The sequence below is a fragment of the Streptomyces sp. NPDC001787 genome (assembly GCF_040297465.1).
Lineage (GTDB): Bacteria > Actinomycetota > Actinomycetes > Streptomycetales > Streptomycetaceae > Streptomyces.
Map to the genome: position 1 here is coordinate 457,395 of NZ_JBEOZE010000002.1, position 18,281 is coordinate 475,675.

An 18,281-nucleotide genomic window follows, 5' to 3' on the forward strand; every position below is an offset into this window, starting at 1 on the left:
GACGGATCAAGAAACGGCGCTGGTGGGGGAGTTGGTCAGCAGGCTGTGCAGGGCGTCCACCCGGTTGGTGGTGATCGAGTCGACGCCCCGCTCGATCAGCCGGCGCATCGAGCGCTTCGTGTCGGGCGTCCAGGCGGAGACCAGCAGCCCGTCGCGGTGCGCGCGGTCCGTCAGCTCCCGGCTGACCAGTCCGAACCGGTAGTTCAGCCAGCGCGGCTTCACCGCCTCCAGCAGTGTGGCGCGCGGCGGGGCGAGCGTCGTCCAGGTCAGCGCGATCTCGGCGGACGGGTCCGCCGCCCGCACCTGGAGCATCGCCCCGGCGCCCGCGCAGTAGTAGGCGCGCTCGCCCGCCCCGCACTCGCGGACCACCCCGACGATGGTGCGTACCGACGCTTCCGTGGCGCCGGGCAGGTCGACCATCACCCGGTGCGCCCCCGCCGCGAGCAGCGCCTCGCGCAGGGTGGGCACCCGGCCGCGGGTCAGCTCCAGCAGCTCCCGGTGATCGAGGCGCTCCAGCCGGCGGTCGTGGCCCCACAGCCGATCCAGGGTGGCGTCGTGGAGCAGTACGGGCACCCCGTCGCGGGTCACCCTGACATCGATCTCGACCGCGTCCGCCCCCCGTTCGAGGGCGGAGCGGATCGAGGGCAGGGTGTTCTCGCGGAGCCGGTAGGGATCGCCGCGATGCCCCACGGCGGTGACGGCGCCGGTGCTGGAGAAAGGTTTGGCCATGGGGCCATTGTGACCACTGGGGGTCAGCGGCCGGGAGTCTCCAGCCAGTTCGCCGTGTATGTGTCGATCTCGGCGGCGAGCTTCCGCTTGCCGGCCGGGTCGAGGAACGACGCCTCCACCGCGTTCTTCGCGAGATCGGCGATCCCCCGCTCGTCGAGGTCCAGGAGGCGGGCGGCCACCGCGTACTCGTTGTTGAGGTCGGTGCCGAACATGGGCGGGTCGTCGCTGTTGATGGTGACGAGGACGCCCGCGCGCACCATCTCCCTGACCGGGTGCTGCTCGATGTCGGCGACGGCGCGGGTGGCGATGTTCGAGGTCGGGCAGACCTCCAGGGCGATCCGGTGCTCGGCCAGGTGCGCCAGCAGCGCGGGGTCCTGGGTGGCGCTGGTGCCGTGGCCGATGCGCTCGGCGCGCAGCGAGGTGAGCGCGTCCCAGATCGTCCCGGGTCCGGTGGTCTCCCCGGCGTGCGGCACGGAGTGCAGGCCCTCGGCGATGGCCCGGTCGAAGTAGGGCTTGAACTGCGGGCGCTCCACCCCGATCTCCGGTCCGCCCAGACCGAAGGAGACCAGCCCCTCGGGCCGCAGGTCCACCGCGAGCCGCGCGGTCTCCTCGGCCGAGACGAGCCCGGCCTCGCCGGGGATGTCGAAGCACCAGCGCAGGACGACACCGAACTCGGCCTCGGCGGCCTTGCGGGCGTCCTCGATGGCCTCCATGAAGCCCTGCTCCGGGATGCCCCGCCGGACCGAGCTGAACGGCGTGATGGTCAGCTCCGCGTACCGGATGTTCTGCCGGGCCATGTCCCGGGCGACCTCGAAGGTCAGCAGCCGGACGTCCTCGGGGGTGCGGATCAGGTCCACCACGGAGAGATAGACCTGGATGAAGTGGGCGAAGTCGGTGAAGGTGAAGTAGTCGGCCAGCGCCTCCGGGTCCGTGGGGACCCGGGAGTCCGGGTGGTGCGAGGCGAGCTCGGCGACGATGCGGGGCGAAGCGGATCCGACGTGATGGACATGGAGCTCGGCCTTGGGCAGCCCCGCGATGAAGGGGTGCGGATCGGTCATGGGACATCTCCCGGTTCTCAAGGATTTCGGCCGGGCTCACCGGCTGCACCGATCATCGTAGGCGGGGCCCGGTGGCCCGGGGCCGGGCCGTAGCATGACGGGACCACGATGGGGGAGGCCCATGTCAGACAACAGAGAGCAGCCCGGCGGACCCGCGCCGCGCGATCCGTGGGCGCCGCCGGACAGCAGGGTGGATCTGGGGAAGCAGCCCGCCGACGCCCGTCCGCCCGCAGTGCACGACCAGCAGACGGTGACGTCGATGCCGGGCGCCGGAACGGGCCCCGGGGACGGGACCGGGCCGATACCGGCGGCGGGAACCGGCCCCATACCGGGGGCGGGCAGCGGGCCGGTCCCGGGCGCCGGTGGCTTCGGCCCGTCGCCCGGCGACGTACCGCCGCCGCCGATCGCTCCGAACGGCCCCGGACAGGTGCCGGGTCCGCCCGGTCCGCCCGCCGGTCACTACGGCTACCCGGCACCGCCCGCGCAGCCGTACGGCGGCTACCCGGGGTACAACGCCTTCGGCGGCCAGCCCGCCTGGGGCCCGGCGCCGTCGAACGGCCTGGGCACGGCCGCGATGGTGCTCGGCATCATCTCGGTGGTCGCCTTCTGCATGTGGGGCGTCGGCGCCCTGCTCGGCATCCTCGCGCTGACCTTCGGCATCATCGGCCGGGGCCGCGCGCAGCGGGGTGAGGCGAACAACGGGGGCATGGCACTCGCGGGGATCATCCTGGGATCGATCGGCACCCTGATCGGCGCCGCGTTCCTCGGCTTCCTCATCTGGGCCGTGGCCAGCGGCGAGTCGAGCAGCGGCGAGGACATCTACGAGGACGACCCCTTCGCCACGTCCCTGGTCGTCGACGTCACCCGGTAGGACAGGGACACCGCGCGGCCGGTCCGTACACCGGCCGGCCCGTACCGGCAGTCGCCGCCCGTGCGGGTCAGGGAGTGATTCCCGGACCCGGACGGGCGGCGGTGTCATGCCGCGTCCCGGTCGCGCAGCCGCGTCCGCGCCTCCATCAGCGCGAAGCCCAGCAGATTCAGCCCGCGCCACTGCTGCGGGCGCTCCGCCCGCTCGTCGTCCGCGGCGAGGCCGATGCCCCAGATCCGGTCCATGGGGCTCGCCTCGACCAGCACCCGGTCCCCGGTGTTCAGCAGGAACTCGCGCAGGTCCGGGTCCTGGCCGAACTTGTGGACGCTGCCCTCGACCACCAGCCCGAAGCGCTCCCGCACCCAGATGTCCTCGTCGAAGCCGCGCACCAGCCGGCCGGCCTTCTTCGCCGCCGCCGGGCTGCTCGCCTCCAGGGCCTCACGCTCCGCGGCAGCGTCGCCGAAGAGCCGCGCCTTGCCGGCCATCATCCAGTGCTCGGCCGTCGGGTAGGTCACCGAGTCCACGGTGAACGGCGAGGGCCACCACTGGCTGAGACAGCTCGGACCGAGAGTGCCGTCGGGACGGGGGCGGTGGCCCCAGAACGGCAGGTACTTCACCCGACTGCCGCGCGCCAGACCGGCCAGAAGCTCATCAATCCGTTCCATGACAGGTGAGTCTGGCATCCGCCACTGACACTCCGTACGGGGATTTCCGCACCGACACGACACATGGTCGACAGATTCCGTCGCGTAACCAAAAGGCAACAACGGAATCACTTGTTGGGCTCAGGTCCCTCTGTCAGGATCGGCACTCAATTCACGAAGAATCTACGCCGGTCCCGCCCAGCGGGCACGCGGCGGAGGAGAACGTCATGGGCAACGGCATCCAGGTGCAGGACCACTTCGCGAAGGGTGCGCAGTTCATCGGCGGCGAACTGCTTCCCGGTACATCGGGACGCCACCACGAAGTGGTGAATCCGGCGACGGGCGAGACCGTCCACCGCTACGAGCTCGCGGGCCCCGACGACGTGGACGCGGCCGTCGCCGCCGCCCGCGCGGCCTTCCCCGGCTGGTCCGGTGCCACCCCGGCCGAGCGCTCCGAGGCGCTGCACCGGTTCGCGGCCGTCCTCGCCGAGCGGGCCGACGACTTCGCGTACGCCGAGTCGCTCCAGTGCGGCAAGCCGATCAAGCTCTCCACCGAGTTCGACGTGCCCGGCACGATCGACAACACCTCGTTCTTCGCGGGCGCCGCCCGGCATCTGGAGGGCAGGTCCGCGGCCGAGTACGACGGCGACCACACCTCCTACGTACGCCGTGAGGCGATCGGGGTCATCGGCTCCATCGCCCCCTGGAACTACCCGCTCCAGATGGCCGCCTGGAAGATCCTGCCGGCCGTCGCGGCGGGCAACACCATCGTGCTGAAGCCCGCCGAGATCACCCCGCTGACCTCGCTGATGTTCGCGCAGGCGGCCACCGAGGCGGGCATCCCCGACGGGGTGATCAACGTCGTCACGGGCGCGGGCAAGGACGCGGGCGAGCACCTCGTGGGCCACCCGGACGTCGTGATGACCTCCTTCACCGGTTCCACCGCCGTCGGGAAGCGGGTCGCGGAGATCGCCACCTCCACCGTCAAGCGCCTCCACCTCGAACTCGGCGGCAAGGCCCCCTTCCTGGTCTTCGACGACGCCGACCTCGAAGCCGCGGTCAACGGCGCGGTCGCCGGCGCGCTCATCAACACCGGCCAGGACTGCACCGCCGCCACCCGCGCCTATGTCCAGCGCCCGCTGTACGACGCCTTCGTGCGGGAGGTCGCCGCGCTGATGGAGACCGTGCGGCTCGGCGACCCCTTCGACCCGTCGACCGACCTCGGCCCGCTGATCAGCCACGCCCAGCGCGACCGGGTCGCCGGATTCGTCGAGCGGGCCCGCGCCTACGCCACCGTCGTCACCGGCGGCGAGGCACCCGGCGGCGACCTCGCCGCGGGCGCCTACTACCGGCCGACCCTGATCGCGGACGCCGCGCAGGACAGCGAGATCGTCCAGTCGGAGATCTTCGGCCCGGTCCTGGTGGTGCTGCCCTTCGACACCGACGACGAGGGCATCGCCCTGGCCAACGACACCCCCTACGGGCTCGCCGCCTCCGCCTGGACCCGCGATCTGTACCGCGCGGGCCGCGCCACCCGCGAGATCGAGGCGGGCTGTGTCTGGATCAACGACCACATCCCGATCATCAGCGAGATGCCGCACGGCGGATACAAGGCCAGCGGCTTCGGCAAGGACATGTCCTCGTACTCCTTCGAGGAGTACACGCAGGTCAAGCACGTCATGTACGACAACACCGCGGTGGCCCGGAAGGACTGGCACCGCACGATCTTCGGGGACCGATAGCAGCCGCCGCCGACCAGCGGCCACACCCACCCGAAAGGGCAACGCGTATGGAGAGTCACGAGCCCGACCGCCTCTCACCGCCCCAGCTGGCGGCCATGAGGCGGAGCCTGACCACAGGCAGGGGCGCCCTCACCCGCCGTTCACTGCTGCGCGCCTCCGGCATGGGCGCTCTCGCGCTCGGAGGGCTCGGCACGCTCGGCGCGTGCGGTATCCCGCCCGCCGGACGGGCGGACGGCGGGGCGGCGGCCTCCGACGACCACTCGGCCGAGGAGAAGCAGGTCACCTTCTCCAACTGGACCGAATACATGGACGTCGGCGAGGACGACAAGGGCCGTCCCACCCTGGAGGCGTTCACCGAGCGCACCGGGATCAGGGTCAAGTACACCGAGGACATCAACGACAACGTCGAGTTCTTCGGGAAGATCAAGCCGCAGCTGGCGGCCGGCCAGGACACCGGGCGCGACCTCATCTGCGTCACCGACTGGCTGGCCGCCCGCATGATCCGGCTCGGCTGGGTGCAGAAGCTCGACCCGGCGAACCTGCCGCACGCGTTCGCCAACCTCTCCTCCCAGTTCCGTACCCCCGACTGGGACCCGGGCCGTGCCTACTCCTACCCCTGGACCGGCATCCCCGCCGTCATCGCGTACAACGTGAAGGCGACCGGAGGCCGCAAGGTCGACTCCATCACCCAGCTGCTGGACGACCCCAAGCTCAAGGGCAAGGTCTCCTTCCTCTCCGAGATGCGCGACTCGGTCGGGCTGACGCTGCTCGACATGGGCAAGGACCCCGGGAACTTCACCGACGCCGACTACGACGCCGCGATCGGGCGCATCCAGAAGGGCGTCGACAAGAAGCAGATCCGCCGCTTCACCGGGAACGACTACACCGCGGATCTGAGCAAGGGCGACATCGCCGCCTGTGTGGCCTGGGCCGGTGACATCATCCAGCTCCAGGCCGACAACCCGGACATCGAGTACGCCATCCCGGCCGCCGGTTACATCACCTCCACCGACAACCTGCTCGTCCCCGCGCAGGCCCGGCACCGGACCAACGCCGAGAAGCTCATCGACTACTACTACGAGCCGAAGGTCGCCGCCCAGCTCGCCGCGTACATCAACTACGTGTGCCCCGTCGACGGCGTGCGCGGCGAACTCGCCCGGATCGACGAGTCGATGGCCTCCAACACGCTGATCCTCCCCGACAAGGAGATGGCGGCGAAGTCCCGCTCCTTCCGCTCGCTGAGCACGGAGGAAGAGACGGCGTACGAAGAGAAGTTCGCCAAGCTCATCGGAGCCTGAGCCGGCCGCCGGCGCCTCCCGTGCCGGCGGGCCCCTCGTGCGCCCCCTTCCCCGATCTCTCCCCCCGAACACACTGGGACCGCGACCCATGACACAGCAGCAGACAGCGGGCGGCGACGTCCGCCTCTCCGGGATCAGCAAGACCTACGGCTCCTTCACCGCCGTACAGCCGCTCGATCTGACCGTTCCGCAGGGCTCCTTCTTCGCGCTGCTCGGCGCGTCCGGCTGCGGCAAGACCACCACCCTGCGGATGATCGCGGGCCTGGAGGAGGCGACCACCGGCACCGTCTCGCTCGGCGGCGTGGACATCACCGGCCTGCCCCCCTACAAGCGGCCCGTCAACACCGTCTTCCAGAGCTACGCGCTCTTCCCGCACCTGGACATCACCGAGAACATCGCCTTCGGACTGCGCCGGCGCCGCGTCAAGTCCGTGCGGAAACAGGTCGACGACATGCTGGAACTCGTCCAGCTCGGCGACTTCGCCCGCCGCAAGCCGCACCAGCTCTCCGGCGGTCAGCAACAGCGCGTCGCCGTGGCCCGCGCGCTCATCAACCACCCGCAGGTCCTCCTGCTCGACGAACCGCTCGGCGCCCTCGACCTCAAGCTGCGCCGCCAGATGCAGCTGGAACTCAAGCGGATCCAGACCGAGGTCGGCATCACGTTCGTCCATGTCACCCACGACCAGGAGGAGGCCATGACCATGGCCGACACCGTCGCGGTGATGAACGGCGGCCGGGTCGAACAGCTCGGCGCGCCCGCCGATCTGTACGAGAACCCGCGGACGACCTTCGTCGCGAACTTCCTCGGCACCTCGAACCTCATCGAGGGCGAGATCCTCTCCACCGGTGAGGACCTCGTCGTCTCGGCGGGCGGCGGAAAGCTCAGGCTGCCCGGCGGCCGGTGTTCGGCCCCGGCGGAGAACGGCGGCAGGATCCTCCTGGGCGTCCGCCCCGAGAAGATCTCCCTCGCGCACGCCGACGACGCCGGCTCCATAGCCGACGGCCGCAACCGCGTCACCGGCAGGATCGTCGACTCCAGCTTCATCGGCGTCTCCACCCAGTACGTCGTGCGCAGCGCCACGGGCCAGGCGCTCCAGGTCTACGAGCAGAACGTCGAGCGGCGCGCGGGGCTCGCCCCCGGAGCCGAGGTCGTCCTGCACTGGAACCCCGCCCACACCTTCGGCCTCGGGGCCGACCAGGACATCGACGCCGGTGTGGAGAGCGTGGAGGACGCGGCGTGAGTGTCACCGACGCGCCTCCCGCGAAGACCGCCGAGCCGCAGCCGCCCAAGCCCCCCGTCCGCAAGCCCTCCACCCGCAGGCGGCTCGTCCCGTACTGGCTGCTGCTCCCCGGCATCCTGTGGCTCGTCGTCTTCTTCGCCCTGCCGCTCGTCTACCAGGCGTCGACCTCCGTACAGACCGGGTCCCTGGAGAAGGGCTTCGAGGTCACCTGGCACTTCGCGACCTACTGGGACGCGCTGCGGGACTACTACCCGCAGTTCATCCGCTCCCTGCTCTACGCGGGCACCGCCACGGTCCTGTGCCTGCTGCTGGGCTATCCGCTCGCGTATCTGATCGCGTTCAAGGCGGGCCGCTGGCGCAACCTGGTGCTGGTGCTGGTCATCGCCCCGTTCTTCACCAGCTTCCTCATCCGTACGCTCGCCTGGAAGACGATCCTCGCGGACGGCGGCGCGGTCGTCGACGTCCTGAACACCCTGCACGTCCTGGACGTCACCAGCTGGCTCGGCTGGACCGAGTCCAACCGGGTGCTGGCCACCCCGATGGCCGTCGTCTGCGGTCTGACGTACAACTTCCTGCCGTTCATGATCCTGCCGCTCTACACCTCGCTGGAGCGGATCGACGGCCGGCTCCACGAGGCGGCCGGCGATCTGTACGCCACCCCCGCCACCACCTTCCGCAAGGTGACGTTCCCGCTGTCCATGCCGGGGGTCGTCTCGGGGACCCTGCTGACCTTCATCCCGGCCAGCGGCGACTACGTCAACGCGGAACTGCTCGGCTCCACCGACACCAAGATGGTCGGCAGCGTCATCCAGACCCAGTTCCTGCGGGTCCTGGACTATCCGACGGCCGCCGCGCTCTCGTTCATCCTCATGGCGATCGTCCTGCTGATGGTCACCGTCTACATCCGCCGCTCCGGGACGGAGGACCTGGTCTGATGTCCGTACTGCGCCGGCTTCGCCGCAATCTGGTCGTCATCGCGGGTCTGCTGACCCTCGCGTACATGATCCTGCCGAACATCGTCGTGATGGTGTTCTCTTTCAACAAGCCGAACGGGCGCTTCAACTACGCCTGGCAGCGCTTCTCGCTGGACGCCTGGAAGGACCCGTGCGGGGTCGCCGACATGTGCGGCTCGCTCTCGCTCTCCCTCCAGATCGCCGCCTGGGCCACCGTCGGCGCGACGGTGCTCGGCACGATGATCGCCTTCGCGCTGGTCCGCTACCGCTTCCGGGCGCGCGGCGCGATCAACTCGCTGATCTTCCTGCCGATGGCGATGCCCGAGGTCGTCATGGCCGCGTCGCTGCTCACGCTCTTCCTCAACATGGGCGCCGAGCTCGGCTTCTGGACCGTGCTGATCGCCCACATCATGTTCTGCCTCAGTTTCGTGGTGACGGCGGTCAAGGCACGGGTGATGTCGATGGACCCGCGGTTGGAGGAAGCCGCCCGCGACCTCTACGCGGGGCCCGTCCAGACCTTCGTCCGGGTGACCCTGCCGATCGCGGCCCCCGGAATCGCCGCGGGTGCGCTGCTCGCCTTCGCGCTCTCCTTCGACGATTTCATCATCACCAATTTCAACGCGGGCTCGACCGTGACCTTCCCCATGTTCGTCTGGGGATCGGCGCAGCGCGGCACGCCCGTGCAGATCAACGTCATCGGCACCGCGATGTTCGTCATTGCGGTATTGGTGGTACTCGCCGGCCAGCTCGTCGCGAACCGGCGGAAGAACAGCGCGAAGAACTGAAAGTCCTGAAGGAGTTGGAAACCATGGCCCCAGCTGCCATGCGTAGTGCCGCACAATCCCTCTCCGGCGCGAAGCCGGTCTCCTACTGGCTCGACGACCCCGCCAGGCCACAGGCGCTCCCCGCCCTCACCGGCGACGAGCGGACCGACCTGCTCGTGATCGGCGGCGGCTACAGCGGACTGTGGACCGCGCTCCTGGCCAAGGAGCGCGACCCCCGGCGCGATGTCGTCCTGATCGAGGGGCACGAGGTGGGCTGGGCCGCCTCGGGCCGCAACGGCGGATTCTGCGCCGCCTCGCTCACCCACGGCCTGCCCAACGGGCTGGAGCGCTGGCCGGACGAGATCGGGAAGCTGGAGGAGCTGGGCGCACAGAACCTCGACGCCATCGAGGCGGCCGTCGCCCGCTACGGCATCGACTGCGAGTTCGAGCGGACCGGCGAGATCGATGTCGCCACCGAACCGCACCAGCTCGAAGAGCTGCGGGAATGGCACCGGGAGGCCACGGAACGGGGCTTCACCGGGCTGGAGTTCCTGGACCGCGACGCGCTGCGCGCCGAGGTCGACTCACCCACCTTCCTGGGCGGGCTCTGGGACCGGCGCGGCGTCGCGATGCTGCACCCCGCCAAGCTGGCCTGGGGCCTGAAGCAGGCCTGCCTCGGCCTCGGCGTACGGATCCATGAGCACACCCGTGCACTCGAACTCGCCCGTACGGGCTCCGGAATGGCGGTACGCACCCCCTACGGGCGGGTCTTCGCCCGCCGGGTCGCGCTCGGCACGAACATCTTCCCCTCGCTCGTCAAGCGGATCCGCCCGTACACCGTGCCGGTCTACGACTACGCGCTGATGACCGAACCGCTCACCCCCGAGCAGCTCTCCTCCATCGGCTGGAAGAACCGTCAGGGACTCGGTGACAGCGCCAATCAGTTCCACTATTTCCGGCTCTCCGCGGACCATCGCATTCTGTGGGGCGGCTATGACGCGATCTATCCGTACGGGGGCAGGCTCAGCGCCGATCTGGACCAGCGCCCGGAGACGTTCCTGAAGCTCGCGGACCAGTTCTTCACCTGTTTTCCGCAGCTTTCCGGGCTGAATTTCTCGCATGCCTGGGGAGGCGCCATCGACACCTGTTCCCGTTTCTCCGCGTTCTTCGGAACGGCCCATCAGGGGCGCGTCGCGTATGCCGCCGGATACACCGGGCTGGGTGTCGGGGCGACCCGTTTCGGGGCCGATGTGATGCTCGATCTGCTGTCCGGCGAGCGCACCGGGCGGACCGAGCTGGAGATGGTCCGCTCCAAGCCGATGCCGTTCCCGCCGGAGCCCTTCGCCTGGGCCGGCATCGAGCTCACCAAGCGGTCCCTGGCCCGTGCCGACAGCCATGGCGGACACCGCAATCTGTGGCTGCGGACCATGGACCGGATGGGGCTCGGATTCGACAGCTGAGCTGCGCCGATGTCGCTGTGACCCACTTCACTACCGACGAGTAGTGAAAACCCGCGTCATGATCCGGGCCCGGCACTCTCTCGCTCGTGTACGCACCGGCAGGACCCTGCCGGTGCCCAGCGAACGGGAAGGCAGGTCATGACTGACTCGGGGGCAAAGGCGGCGGTGCGGTGGCTCGTGTCCGCGGCACCGGACCCGGCCGCGTGCCGGTGGGAATGGGAGCGCAATCCTCACGGGATCGCGCTCCTTCCCGCCGGAAAGTGCTGGGACGTACTGATTCTGCCGGGCGGGCTGGGGCGTTCGACGCTCGATGTGCTCACCCGTCTCGTCGACCGGCCCGGCCCGGTGCTCGCCGACTTCGGTGACGCCCGGCTGGGCTTCTTCGTGCCGCCGGGCACCGTCTCGCGCTGGCTGGGAACCGGTGTACGGGGGGCGGGCCGGGGCACCTGGATCGTCGTCCCGTACCCGGGGCGGGCGGCCGGGGGAGTGCGCTGGGTGATCCCGCCCGACGGCTCGGGGACGCTCATCGACGCGACCCTGCTGGAACTCGCGATGCACGAGGCCGCGGGGGCGGCGGCGCTCGGCGACGGGGGAGGGGCCGAGGGGGGACAGGGCAGCTGAGAGGGGAGGGGCGTGGCACCCGAGTGGCGCCAGAGGTCTTGACAACCTGATTGGTCTGGACCATGTTGTGCGCACGCCACGCCCAATTCCCCCCTGCACGGAGGCTGTTGTGGAACGCACGGGACCCCCCGCCCGATATTCCGGACTTCTGGCCGCATTCTCGGCCACCCTGCTCGCCGCCGGCACGCTGGTCGCCTCGGCACCCGCGGCCGGGGCGGCTGACGCCGACCTGGCGCGAAACGGCGGTTTCGAGGCGGGCCTGGACGGCTGGAGCTGTACCGGCGGCAGCGGAGCCGCCGTCAGTACGCCGGTGCACGGCGGCACTTCCGCGCTGCGGGCCACCCCGGCCGGCAGCGACAACGCCAAGTGCTCTCAGACGGTGACGGTCAAGCCCGACTCCACGTACACGCTCAGCGCCTGGGTGCAGGGTTCCTACGTCTACCTCGGCGCGGCCGGCACCGGCACCACCGACGTGTCCACCTGGACCCAGTCCGCCGGGGCGTGGAAGCAGCTCACCACCACCTTCAGAACCGGGCCCGCCACCACCTCGGTGAGCGTCTACACCCACGGCTGGTTCGGTACTCCCGCCTACTACGCCGACGACCTCACCCTGGTCGGTCCGGGCGGCGACCCCGTCACGCTCCCGTCCGTGCCCGCCGGGCTGAAGGCCGGAGAGCCCACCTCGTCCTCCGTGCCGCTGTCCTGGACGGCCGCCACCGGCGCCACCGGCTACAACGTGTACCGGGGCGGTACGAAGGTGGCCTCGGTCACCGGCACCTCCACCACGGTGACGGGCCTGACCGCCTCGACCGCGTACAGCTTCCAGGTCGCCGCGACCAACGCCGCCGGGGAGTCCGCGAAGTCGGCCGCCGTCACCGCGACCACCACCGCGGGCGGAGGGGGCGGTGACGCCGGGCTCCCGGCCCACGCGCTCGTCGGCTACCTCCACTCCAGCTTCGCCAACGGCTCGGGCTACACGCGGATGGCGGACGTGCCCGCCTCCTGGGACGTCATCAACCTCGCCTTCGGCGAGCCGACCTCCGTCACCTCCGGTGACATCCGCTTCTCGCTGTGCCCCGTTGCCGAGTGCCCGAACGTCGAGTCCGAGGCGGAGTTCAAGGCCGCCATCAAGGCCAAGCAGGCCGCGGGCAAGAAGGTGCTGATCTCCATCGGCGGCCAGAACGGCCAGGTGCAGCTCTCCACCACCGCCGCCCGTGACGCCTTCGTCTCGTCCGTGTCCAAGATCATCGACACCTACGGTCTGGACGGCCTGGACATCGACTTCGAGGGCCACTCCCTCTCGCTGAACACCGGTGACACCGACTTCCGCAGCCCGACGTCCCCGGTCATCGTCAACCTGATCTCCGCGGTGAAGTCCCTCAAGGCCAAGTACGGCTCCGACTTCGTCCTCACCATGGCGCCCGAGACCTTCTTCGTGCAGCTCGGCTACCAGTACTACGGCTCCGGTCCCTGGGGCGGCCAGGACCCGCGCGCCGGCGCCTACCTCCCGGTCATCCACGCCCTGCGGGACGATCTGACCCTGCTGCACGTCCAGGACTACAACTCGGGCTCCATCATGGGCCTGGACAACCAGTACCACTCGATGGGCGGCGCGGATTTCCACATCGCCATGACGGACATGCTGCTCACCGGCTTCCCGGTGGCGGGCGACCCGACGAAGGTCTTCCCGGCGCTCCGTCCCGAGCAGGTCGCCTTCGGCCTGCCCGCCTCGACCCAGGCGGGCAACGGGCACACCTCGCCCGCCGAGGTCACCAAGGCGCTGAACTGCCTGACGAAGAAGACCGACTGCGGTTCGTACCAGACCCACGGCACCTGGTCGGGGCTGCGCGGACTGATGACCTGGTCGATCAACTGGGACCGCTTCAACAACTGGGAGTTCTCGAAGAACTTCGACGCGTACTTCGGCGGCTGACCCGCTCCAGTCCCGCCCGGAGCGCCAGCAGCAGTACCCCGCTCAGACACCAGCTGCCGACCACGTCCAGTGGCCAGTGGTAGCCGCGCAGCACCAGGCCGATGCTCGTCGCCGCCGTCAGCAGGACGGCGGCCACGGGCATCGGCCATGAGCGCTTCGCGTACGGGACGAGCAGCAGGGCCGCCGCGCCGTAGGCCACCGCGGCGGTCGCCGTATGGCCGGAGGGGTAGTAGCCGGTCGCCGCGGTCAGGGGGCCCTGGCGGTCGGTCCAGATCTTCAGCGGGACGACCAGCGCCGGTACGGCCGCCATGGTGAGGGCCGCGTACAGCGGCTCGCGCCGGGCCCCGCGGACCAGGGCGAGGACGATCGCGCAGGCCAGTACCGGCAGCGCGATCTGCGTGTTGCCGAGGTCGGAGAGGGCGTCGGTGAACCCGGCGGAGCCCCGCCCCGCCAGGGCCCGGCCGATCCGCTCGTCCGGCCCGAGCAGCGGGCCGTCGGCCAGGACCTGCCAGGTGATGAGCGCGAGGACGCCCAGCAGCACCGACATCCGGACAACGGGGGAAGCCGGCCACCCGGGAACAGGGGGGGTTGTTCCGGGATGGCCGGCCGGATCGGTTCGCCGCGCGCCCCGGGGGGTGTGGGGCGAGCGGCCGTCCGATCGGTGAGAAGTCCCGGAGCCGGAGGCTCCGGTGGCGTGCGCGAAGGCACGGCCGGGTCCGTGCTGGGGAAGCCCCGGCCCGGCATCGCCCGCAGTCCCCCGCGGGCGAGGTGTTTCTCTCATCTGCAGAAACCGTACGGCAGCCGGAGGGCGACCGACAGTCGGAACCCGGTCCCGCCATCGGCCCCGCACACCTTCTTCACAGGCCCACACGCGCGCCGCGTCCGGCCCCGGAGAAAGTCCCGCACCCTCGGCCTGGGGTTCGATTTGATCAGGCCTTGGCGAACGCCTGCTCGATGATGTCGAGCCCCTCGTTCAGCAGGTCCTCGCCGATGACGAGCGGCGGCAGGAAGCGCAGCACATTGCCGTACGTGCCACAGGTGAGGACCAGCAGCCCCTCGGCGTGGCAGGCCTTGGCCAGCGCGCCGGCGGCCTCCGGGTTCGGGTCCTTCGTACCGGACTTCACCAGCTCGATAGCGATCATGGCGCCACGGCCGCGGATGTCACCGATGATGTCGCCGTTGGGGAGCTTCGCCCGCATCTCGGCGAGGCGCCCCTTCATGACCTCCTCGATGCGCCGGGCCTTCCCGTTCAGGTCCAGCTCGCGCATGGTCTCGATCGCGCCGAGCGCGCCCGCGCAGGCGACCGGGTTGCCGCCGTACGTGCCGCCCAGGCCACCGGCGTGCGCGGCGTCCATGATCTCGGCGCGGCCGGTGACGGCGGACAGCGGCAGTCCGCCCGCGATGCCCTTGGCGGTGGTGATCAGGTCCGGGACGATGCCCTCGTCCTCGCAGGCGAACCACTGGCCGGTACGGCAGAAGCCGGACTGGATCTCGTCCGCCACGAACACGATGCCGTTCTCCTCGGCGAACCGCGCGATCGCCGGGAGGAAGCCCTTGGCGGGCTCGATGAAGCCGCCCTCGCCGAGGACGGGCTCGATGATGATCGCGGCGACGTTGTCCGCCCCGATCTGCTTGGTGATCTCGTCGATGGCCTGGGCGGAGGCCTCGGCGCCGGCGTTCTCGGCACCGGTCGGCCAGCGGTAGCCGTAGGCGACCGGAACCCGGTAGACCTCGGGCGCGAACGGACCGAAGCCCTGCTTGTACGGCATGTTCTTCGCCGTCAGCGCCATCGTGAGGTTCGTCCGGCCGTGATAGCCGTGGTCGAAGACGACGACCGCGGTGCGCTTGGTGTAGGCACGGGCGATCTTCACCGCGTTCTCGACGGCCTCGGCGCCCGAGTTGAACAGCGCGGACTTCTTCGCGTGGTCGCCCGGCGTCAGCTCGGCGAGCTGCTCGCAGACCTCGACGTACCCCTCGTACGGCGTGACCATGAAACAGGTGTGGGTGAAGTCGGCGAGCTGCGCGGACGCGCGGCGCACGACGGCCTCGGCGGAGGCGCCCACCGACGTCACGGCGATACCGGAACCGAAGTCGATCAGCCGGTTGCCGTCCACGTCCTCGATGATCCCGCCACCGGCACGGGCGGTGAACACCGGCAGGGTGGAGCCCACACCTGCGGCGACCGCCGCGACACGGCGAGCCTGCAGCTCGGCCGACTTCGGGCCGGGGATGGCGGTGACGACGCGGCGCTCCTGCGGAATTGCGGTCATGAGGGGCTCCTGGGGGGTGTTTCGGACGCTTCTTCGTGCAGGCTAGGGGTGGCGCGAGGGCGCGGGCATGCTCCGATCGGGAGTGGTGGGCGCGTGTCCTTGTCCGTCGCGGACAGATGCCGGTGCGCGGGGGCCGGGGAGCGCCCGTCGTACGGATCCGGCCGCCTGGCTGAACTACCCGTGCGCGCGCACTAGATTGACCGGGGCAGTGGACGGACCTGGCTGGTCAGGGGGCAACGGTTCATGAACGACGAAGGCACGCACCACGCACGGGGCACGAGTGCGAAACGTGTGCCAGGACCCACCCCGCCACCCCTGCCGTCCCTGCCGCCCAGGGTGGGGCCCGGGGACGGCGGCACCCCGCTGGGGGAGTGGCTGCGCACCCCGCGCCGGCCCCAGGCCCCGGGCGTCTGGCGGTACGGCCACACCCCGCGCCCGCCCGAGCGGCCCGAGGGCGTCTCCGACCGCTCACTGGTGGTCGGCGTGGTGATCTCGCTGCTCTCCGGCCTGCTCCTGTGGTCGCTCTGGCGCAACGGCTACATCCCCTACCGGCTGATCCCGGTCAAACTCTTCACGCCGGGCGACTGGTGGTACGCGGGGAGCTTCGGCGGTCCCGCGACGGTCGAGGGGGCCCGCGCCCTCACGGTGTACGAGGCACTCCTCTTCGGCCTCCTCGTCTACGGCTGCGGGCGCCTGGGCAACTGGCCCGAGCTCTTCCGGCGCCATGTGGCGAGCCGGGGACAGCCCTCCCTCGCGGTGGCGGCGGCACTCGCCGCCGGACTGGCCCAGCTCCTCGTCTGGAAGGACGCCGTGCCGGTCCTCCGGCCCGCGCTGATCCTGGCCGCCGCCGTCGTGGGCGGCGAGAACTTCCAGAGCCAGACGGTCGTGAACCTGGTGTACACGCTGATCGCCGCCGCGGTGCTCTGGCCGTTCGCCCGGCTGGGCCGCTGGCGCGAACTGGCTGCCGCCCACCTCGGCCGCCGCTCCGCCGCACGGGGCGGGGACGCGGAGCTCCCCGGACCGGCCCAGCTCGCCGCGCCCTCGCCCGACCGCTGGCCCGAGCTGCGGGACGCCGGGTGGACCGACGCCGCCGACACCCTCACCGCCGAGGTGCGCACCGGCCGGATGAACGACGTCGACTGCGCCCGGCTGCGCCACGCCTGGGCCGTCGGCCGGGACCACCCCGACCGGCTCGCCGCGCTCGCCGAGGCCGTCCTGCGCGACGGGGGCGCCGCCGCGGTGCACCCCTCGGGCAGCCGCGACCTGCCCCGGCGCACCGCGCAGCACGATCTGCTCACCGGGCAGGTCCGGATCGGCCGCTGCGCGGACGACGCGCACAACCCGTACGCCCGCCGGGGCTCGGGCCTGGCACTGGAACCCGCGCTGCTGGGCACCTCGCTGCTGGCGGTCGGGCCGCCCGGGGCCGGCAAGTCCGACCGGCTGGTGCGCCCGGTCGTCGAGTCCCTCGCCCTCCAGGCCCTGGCCGGGAGGGCGGCGCTGGTCGCCGTCGGCGGCAGGGGCGCCCCGCTCGGCCCCGACGACGCCTACGACGTCGTCGTGAAGATCGGTGACCCGGCGTCCGGCCACGACTTCGACCTGTACGGCGGTACGACCGACCCCGACGAGGCCGCGGCCGTGCTCGCGGAGGGGCTGGCCGGCGATGTCGGCAGCCTCGACAGCCGACGCGCCGCGACCGTCCTGGCCCAGCTGCTCGGCCCCTACCGCACCGCCCACGGCCACTTCCCCGGCGTCCCCGAACTGCGCGAACTCCTCGACGGCGGCCCGGCCGCGCTCACCGCGCTGCGGGGGGCACTCGAAGCGGGCGGGCACGGCGCGATGCTGCGCGAGCTGGACGCCCGCGCCCGGCAGGCGGGCGGCGCGGGAGACCCCGCGCCGGCGCTCGCGGACCGGATCGCCCTGCTCGACCGGCCCGCGTTCGCCGGGTTCTTCACCACCGGCGGCGAGGCCCGCGTCTTCTCGCTGCGCTCCCTGGAGCAGTATCCGCTGCGGGTCCGCGTGGACCTTCCCGAGCGCGGCCACGCGGAGGCCTCCCGGCTGCTCACCCGGCTGCTGCTCGCCCAGTTCAACGCCGTCGCCGCGGCCCGTACCGACCGCTCGCTGTTCGCCGGACTCGTCCTGGACGACGCCACCCACGCCGTCACCGCCGAGACCGTCCGGGGCATCCGGCGCCTGCGGTCGGTGAACGCGGGCGTGGTCCTGGCCCTGCGGACCATCGACGACGTCCCCGAGACGCTGCACACCCCGCTGCTCGGCGCGGTCGGCTGCAGCATGGCCTTCTCCGGCATCACCACCTGGGACGGCAAACGGTTCACGGAGGCCTGGGGCAAGGAGTGGGTGGAGACCCGTGAGGTCGCCCAGCACACCGTCTTCGCCGACCAGCCGTTCACCCGGGCGCTGCACGCGCTGCGCAAGCTCGTCACCGGCAAGGCCGTGACCAGGGACGCCGTGACCGTACGGCAGGTCGAGCGGGAGCGCTGGTCGGCCTCGGAGCTGGCCTACTCCGTTCCGGCCGGGCACGCGGTGCTCTCCCTGACCACGGTGGCGGGGGAGCACGCACCCCCGCTCCTGGTGGAGCTCGGTGGCTGAGAGCGGTTCCAGGCACCCTGCCGCCCTGGCAGAATCGAAGGCAGTCGTTCATACGGGACGGCGAAATCGACACCATCGACCTCTGAGGGTTCCG

Annotated in this window: 15 protein-coding genes; 10 read left to right on the plus strand and 5 right to left on the minus strand. The window is 71.1% G+C overall.

The genetic code is table 11. The features are described 5' to 3' along the window. Positions 1-6: 6 nt before the first annotated feature. Together ABT170_RS04635 and ABT170_RS04640 are read right to left on the minus strand one after the other, a co-directional pair. Positions 7-729 (minus strand): glycerophosphodiester phosphodiesterase, encoded by a 723-nt coding sequence (locus ABT170_RS04635; RefSeq protein WP_329945326.1) that lies wholly within the window; start codon positions 727-729, stop codon positions 7-9. A 23-nt stretch (positions 730-752) separates the two neighbouring features. Further along, positions 753-1,787, minus strand: coding sequence for an adenosine deaminase (locus ABT170_RS04640; RefSeq protein ID WP_329945327.1), 1,035 nt, complete (start codon positions 1,785-1,787; stop codon positions 753-755). A 121-nt stretch (positions 1,788-1,908) separates the two neighbouring features. On the opposite strand from ABT170_RS04640, the gene ABT170_RS04645 reads away from it, so the two are divergent. Continuing rightward, the gene (locus ABT170_RS04645) at positions 1,909-2,658 is read left to right on the plus strand and encodes a DUF4190 domain-containing protein (RefSeq protein WP_329945328.1); all 750 of its coding nucleotides are present in this window, start codon (positions 1,909-1,911) and stop codon (positions 2,656-2,658) included. Positions 2,659-2,762: 104 nt separating this feature from the next. On the opposite strand, the gene ybiA is transcribed toward ABT170_RS04645, so the two are convergent. Next, a complete protein-coding gene (gene ybiA, locus ABT170_RS04650) occupies positions 2,763-3,320 on the minus strand; it encodes a riboflavin biosynthesis intermediates N-glycosidase (RefSeq protein WP_329945329.1) in 558 nt (185 codons plus the stop codon). A 206-nt stretch (positions 3,321-3,526) separates the two neighbouring features. Here ybiA and ABT170_RS04655 point away from each other — a divergent pair, with 206 nt between their 5' ends. The 8 genes from ABT170_RS04655 (at position 3,527) to ABT170_RS04690 (ending at position 13,310) form a co-directional block, all read left to right on the plus strand. Further along, positions 3,527-5,041, plus strand: coding sequence for a gamma-aminobutyraldehyde dehydrogenase (locus ABT170_RS04655; protein WP_329945330.1), 1,515 nt, complete (start codon positions 3,527-3,529; stop codon positions 5,039-5,041). 47 nt (positions 5,042-5,088) lie between these two features. Then, the gene (locus ABT170_RS04660; RefSeq protein WP_329945331.1) at positions 5,089-6,339 is read left to right on the plus strand and encodes an ABC transporter substrate-binding protein; all 1,251 of its coding nucleotides are present in this window, start codon (positions 5,089-5,091) and stop codon (positions 6,337-6,339) included. Positions 6,340-6,427: 88 nt separating this feature from the next. Continuing rightward, positions 6,428-7,579, plus strand: coding sequence for an ABC transporter ATP-binding protein (locus ABT170_RS04665; RefSeq protein ID WP_351864018.1), 1,152 nt, complete (start codon positions 6,428-6,430; stop codon positions 7,577-7,579). After that, positions 7,576-8,514: an ABC transporter permease gene (locus tag ABT170_RS04670; RefSeq protein WP_329945333.1), complete on the plus strand. Its 939-nt coding sequence runs from the start codon at positions 7,576-7,578 to the stop codon at positions 8,512-8,514. The genes ABT170_RS04665 and ABT170_RS04670 overlap by 4 nt, the downstream gene beginning before the upstream one ends. Further along, positions 8,514-9,317: an ABC transporter permease gene (locus ABT170_RS04675; RefSeq protein ID WP_329945334.1), complete on the plus strand. Its 804-nt coding sequence runs from the start codon at positions 8,514-8,516 to the stop codon at positions 9,315-9,317. Before ABT170_RS04670 ends, ABT170_RS04675 begins: the two co-directional genes overlap by 1 nt. 23 nt (positions 9,318-9,340) lie before the next feature. Then, positions 9,341-10,756: an NAD(P)/FAD-dependent oxidoreductase gene (locus tag ABT170_RS04680; RefSeq protein WP_329945335.1), complete on the plus strand. Its 1,416-nt coding sequence runs from the start codon at positions 9,341-9,343 to the stop codon at positions 10,754-10,756. 138 nt (positions 10,757-10,894) lie between these two features. Then, positions 10,895-11,377 carry a bifunctional DNA primase/polymerase gene (locus ABT170_RS04685; protein ID WP_329945336.1) on the plus strand — a complete coding sequence of 161 codons (483 nt, stop codon included), beginning with the start codon at positions 10,895-10,897 and terminating at the stop codon, positions 11,375-11,377. A gap of 109 nt (positions 11,378-11,486) precedes the next feature. Continuing rightward, positions 11,487-13,310, plus strand: a complete 1,824-nt coding sequence (locus ABT170_RS04690) for a chitinase (protein WP_351864023.1) — start codon at positions 11,487-11,489, stop codon at positions 13,308-13,310. Here the strand turns inward: ABT170_RS04690 and ABT170_RS04695 are convergent. Both ABT170_RS04695 and gabT read right to left on the minus strand, forming a co-directional pair. Continuing rightward, a complete protein-coding gene (locus ABT170_RS04695) occupies positions 13,261-14,091 on the minus strand; it encodes a phosphatase PAP2 family protein (protein ID WP_329945338.1) in 831 nt (276 codons plus the stop codon). The two genes, ABT170_RS04690 and ABT170_RS04695, sit on opposite strands and share 50 nt — an antisense overlap. Positions 14,092-14,239: 148 nt before the next feature. Then, on the minus strand, positions 14,240-15,580 hold the full coding sequence (gene gabT / locus ABT170_RS04700; protein ID WP_329945339.1) for a 4-aminobutyrate--2-oxoglutarate transaminase: 1,341 nt from the start codon (positions 15,578-15,580) through the stop codon (positions 14,240-14,242). 243 nt (positions 15,581-15,823) lie between these two features. Here gabT and ABT170_RS04705 point away from each other — a divergent pair, with 243 nt between their 5' ends. After that, positions 15,824-18,187, plus strand: coding sequence for an ATP/GTP-binding protein (locus ABT170_RS04705; protein ID WP_351864027.1), 2,364 nt, complete (start codon positions 15,824-15,826; stop codon positions 18,185-18,187). Positions 18,188-18,281: the final 94 nt, after the last annotated feature.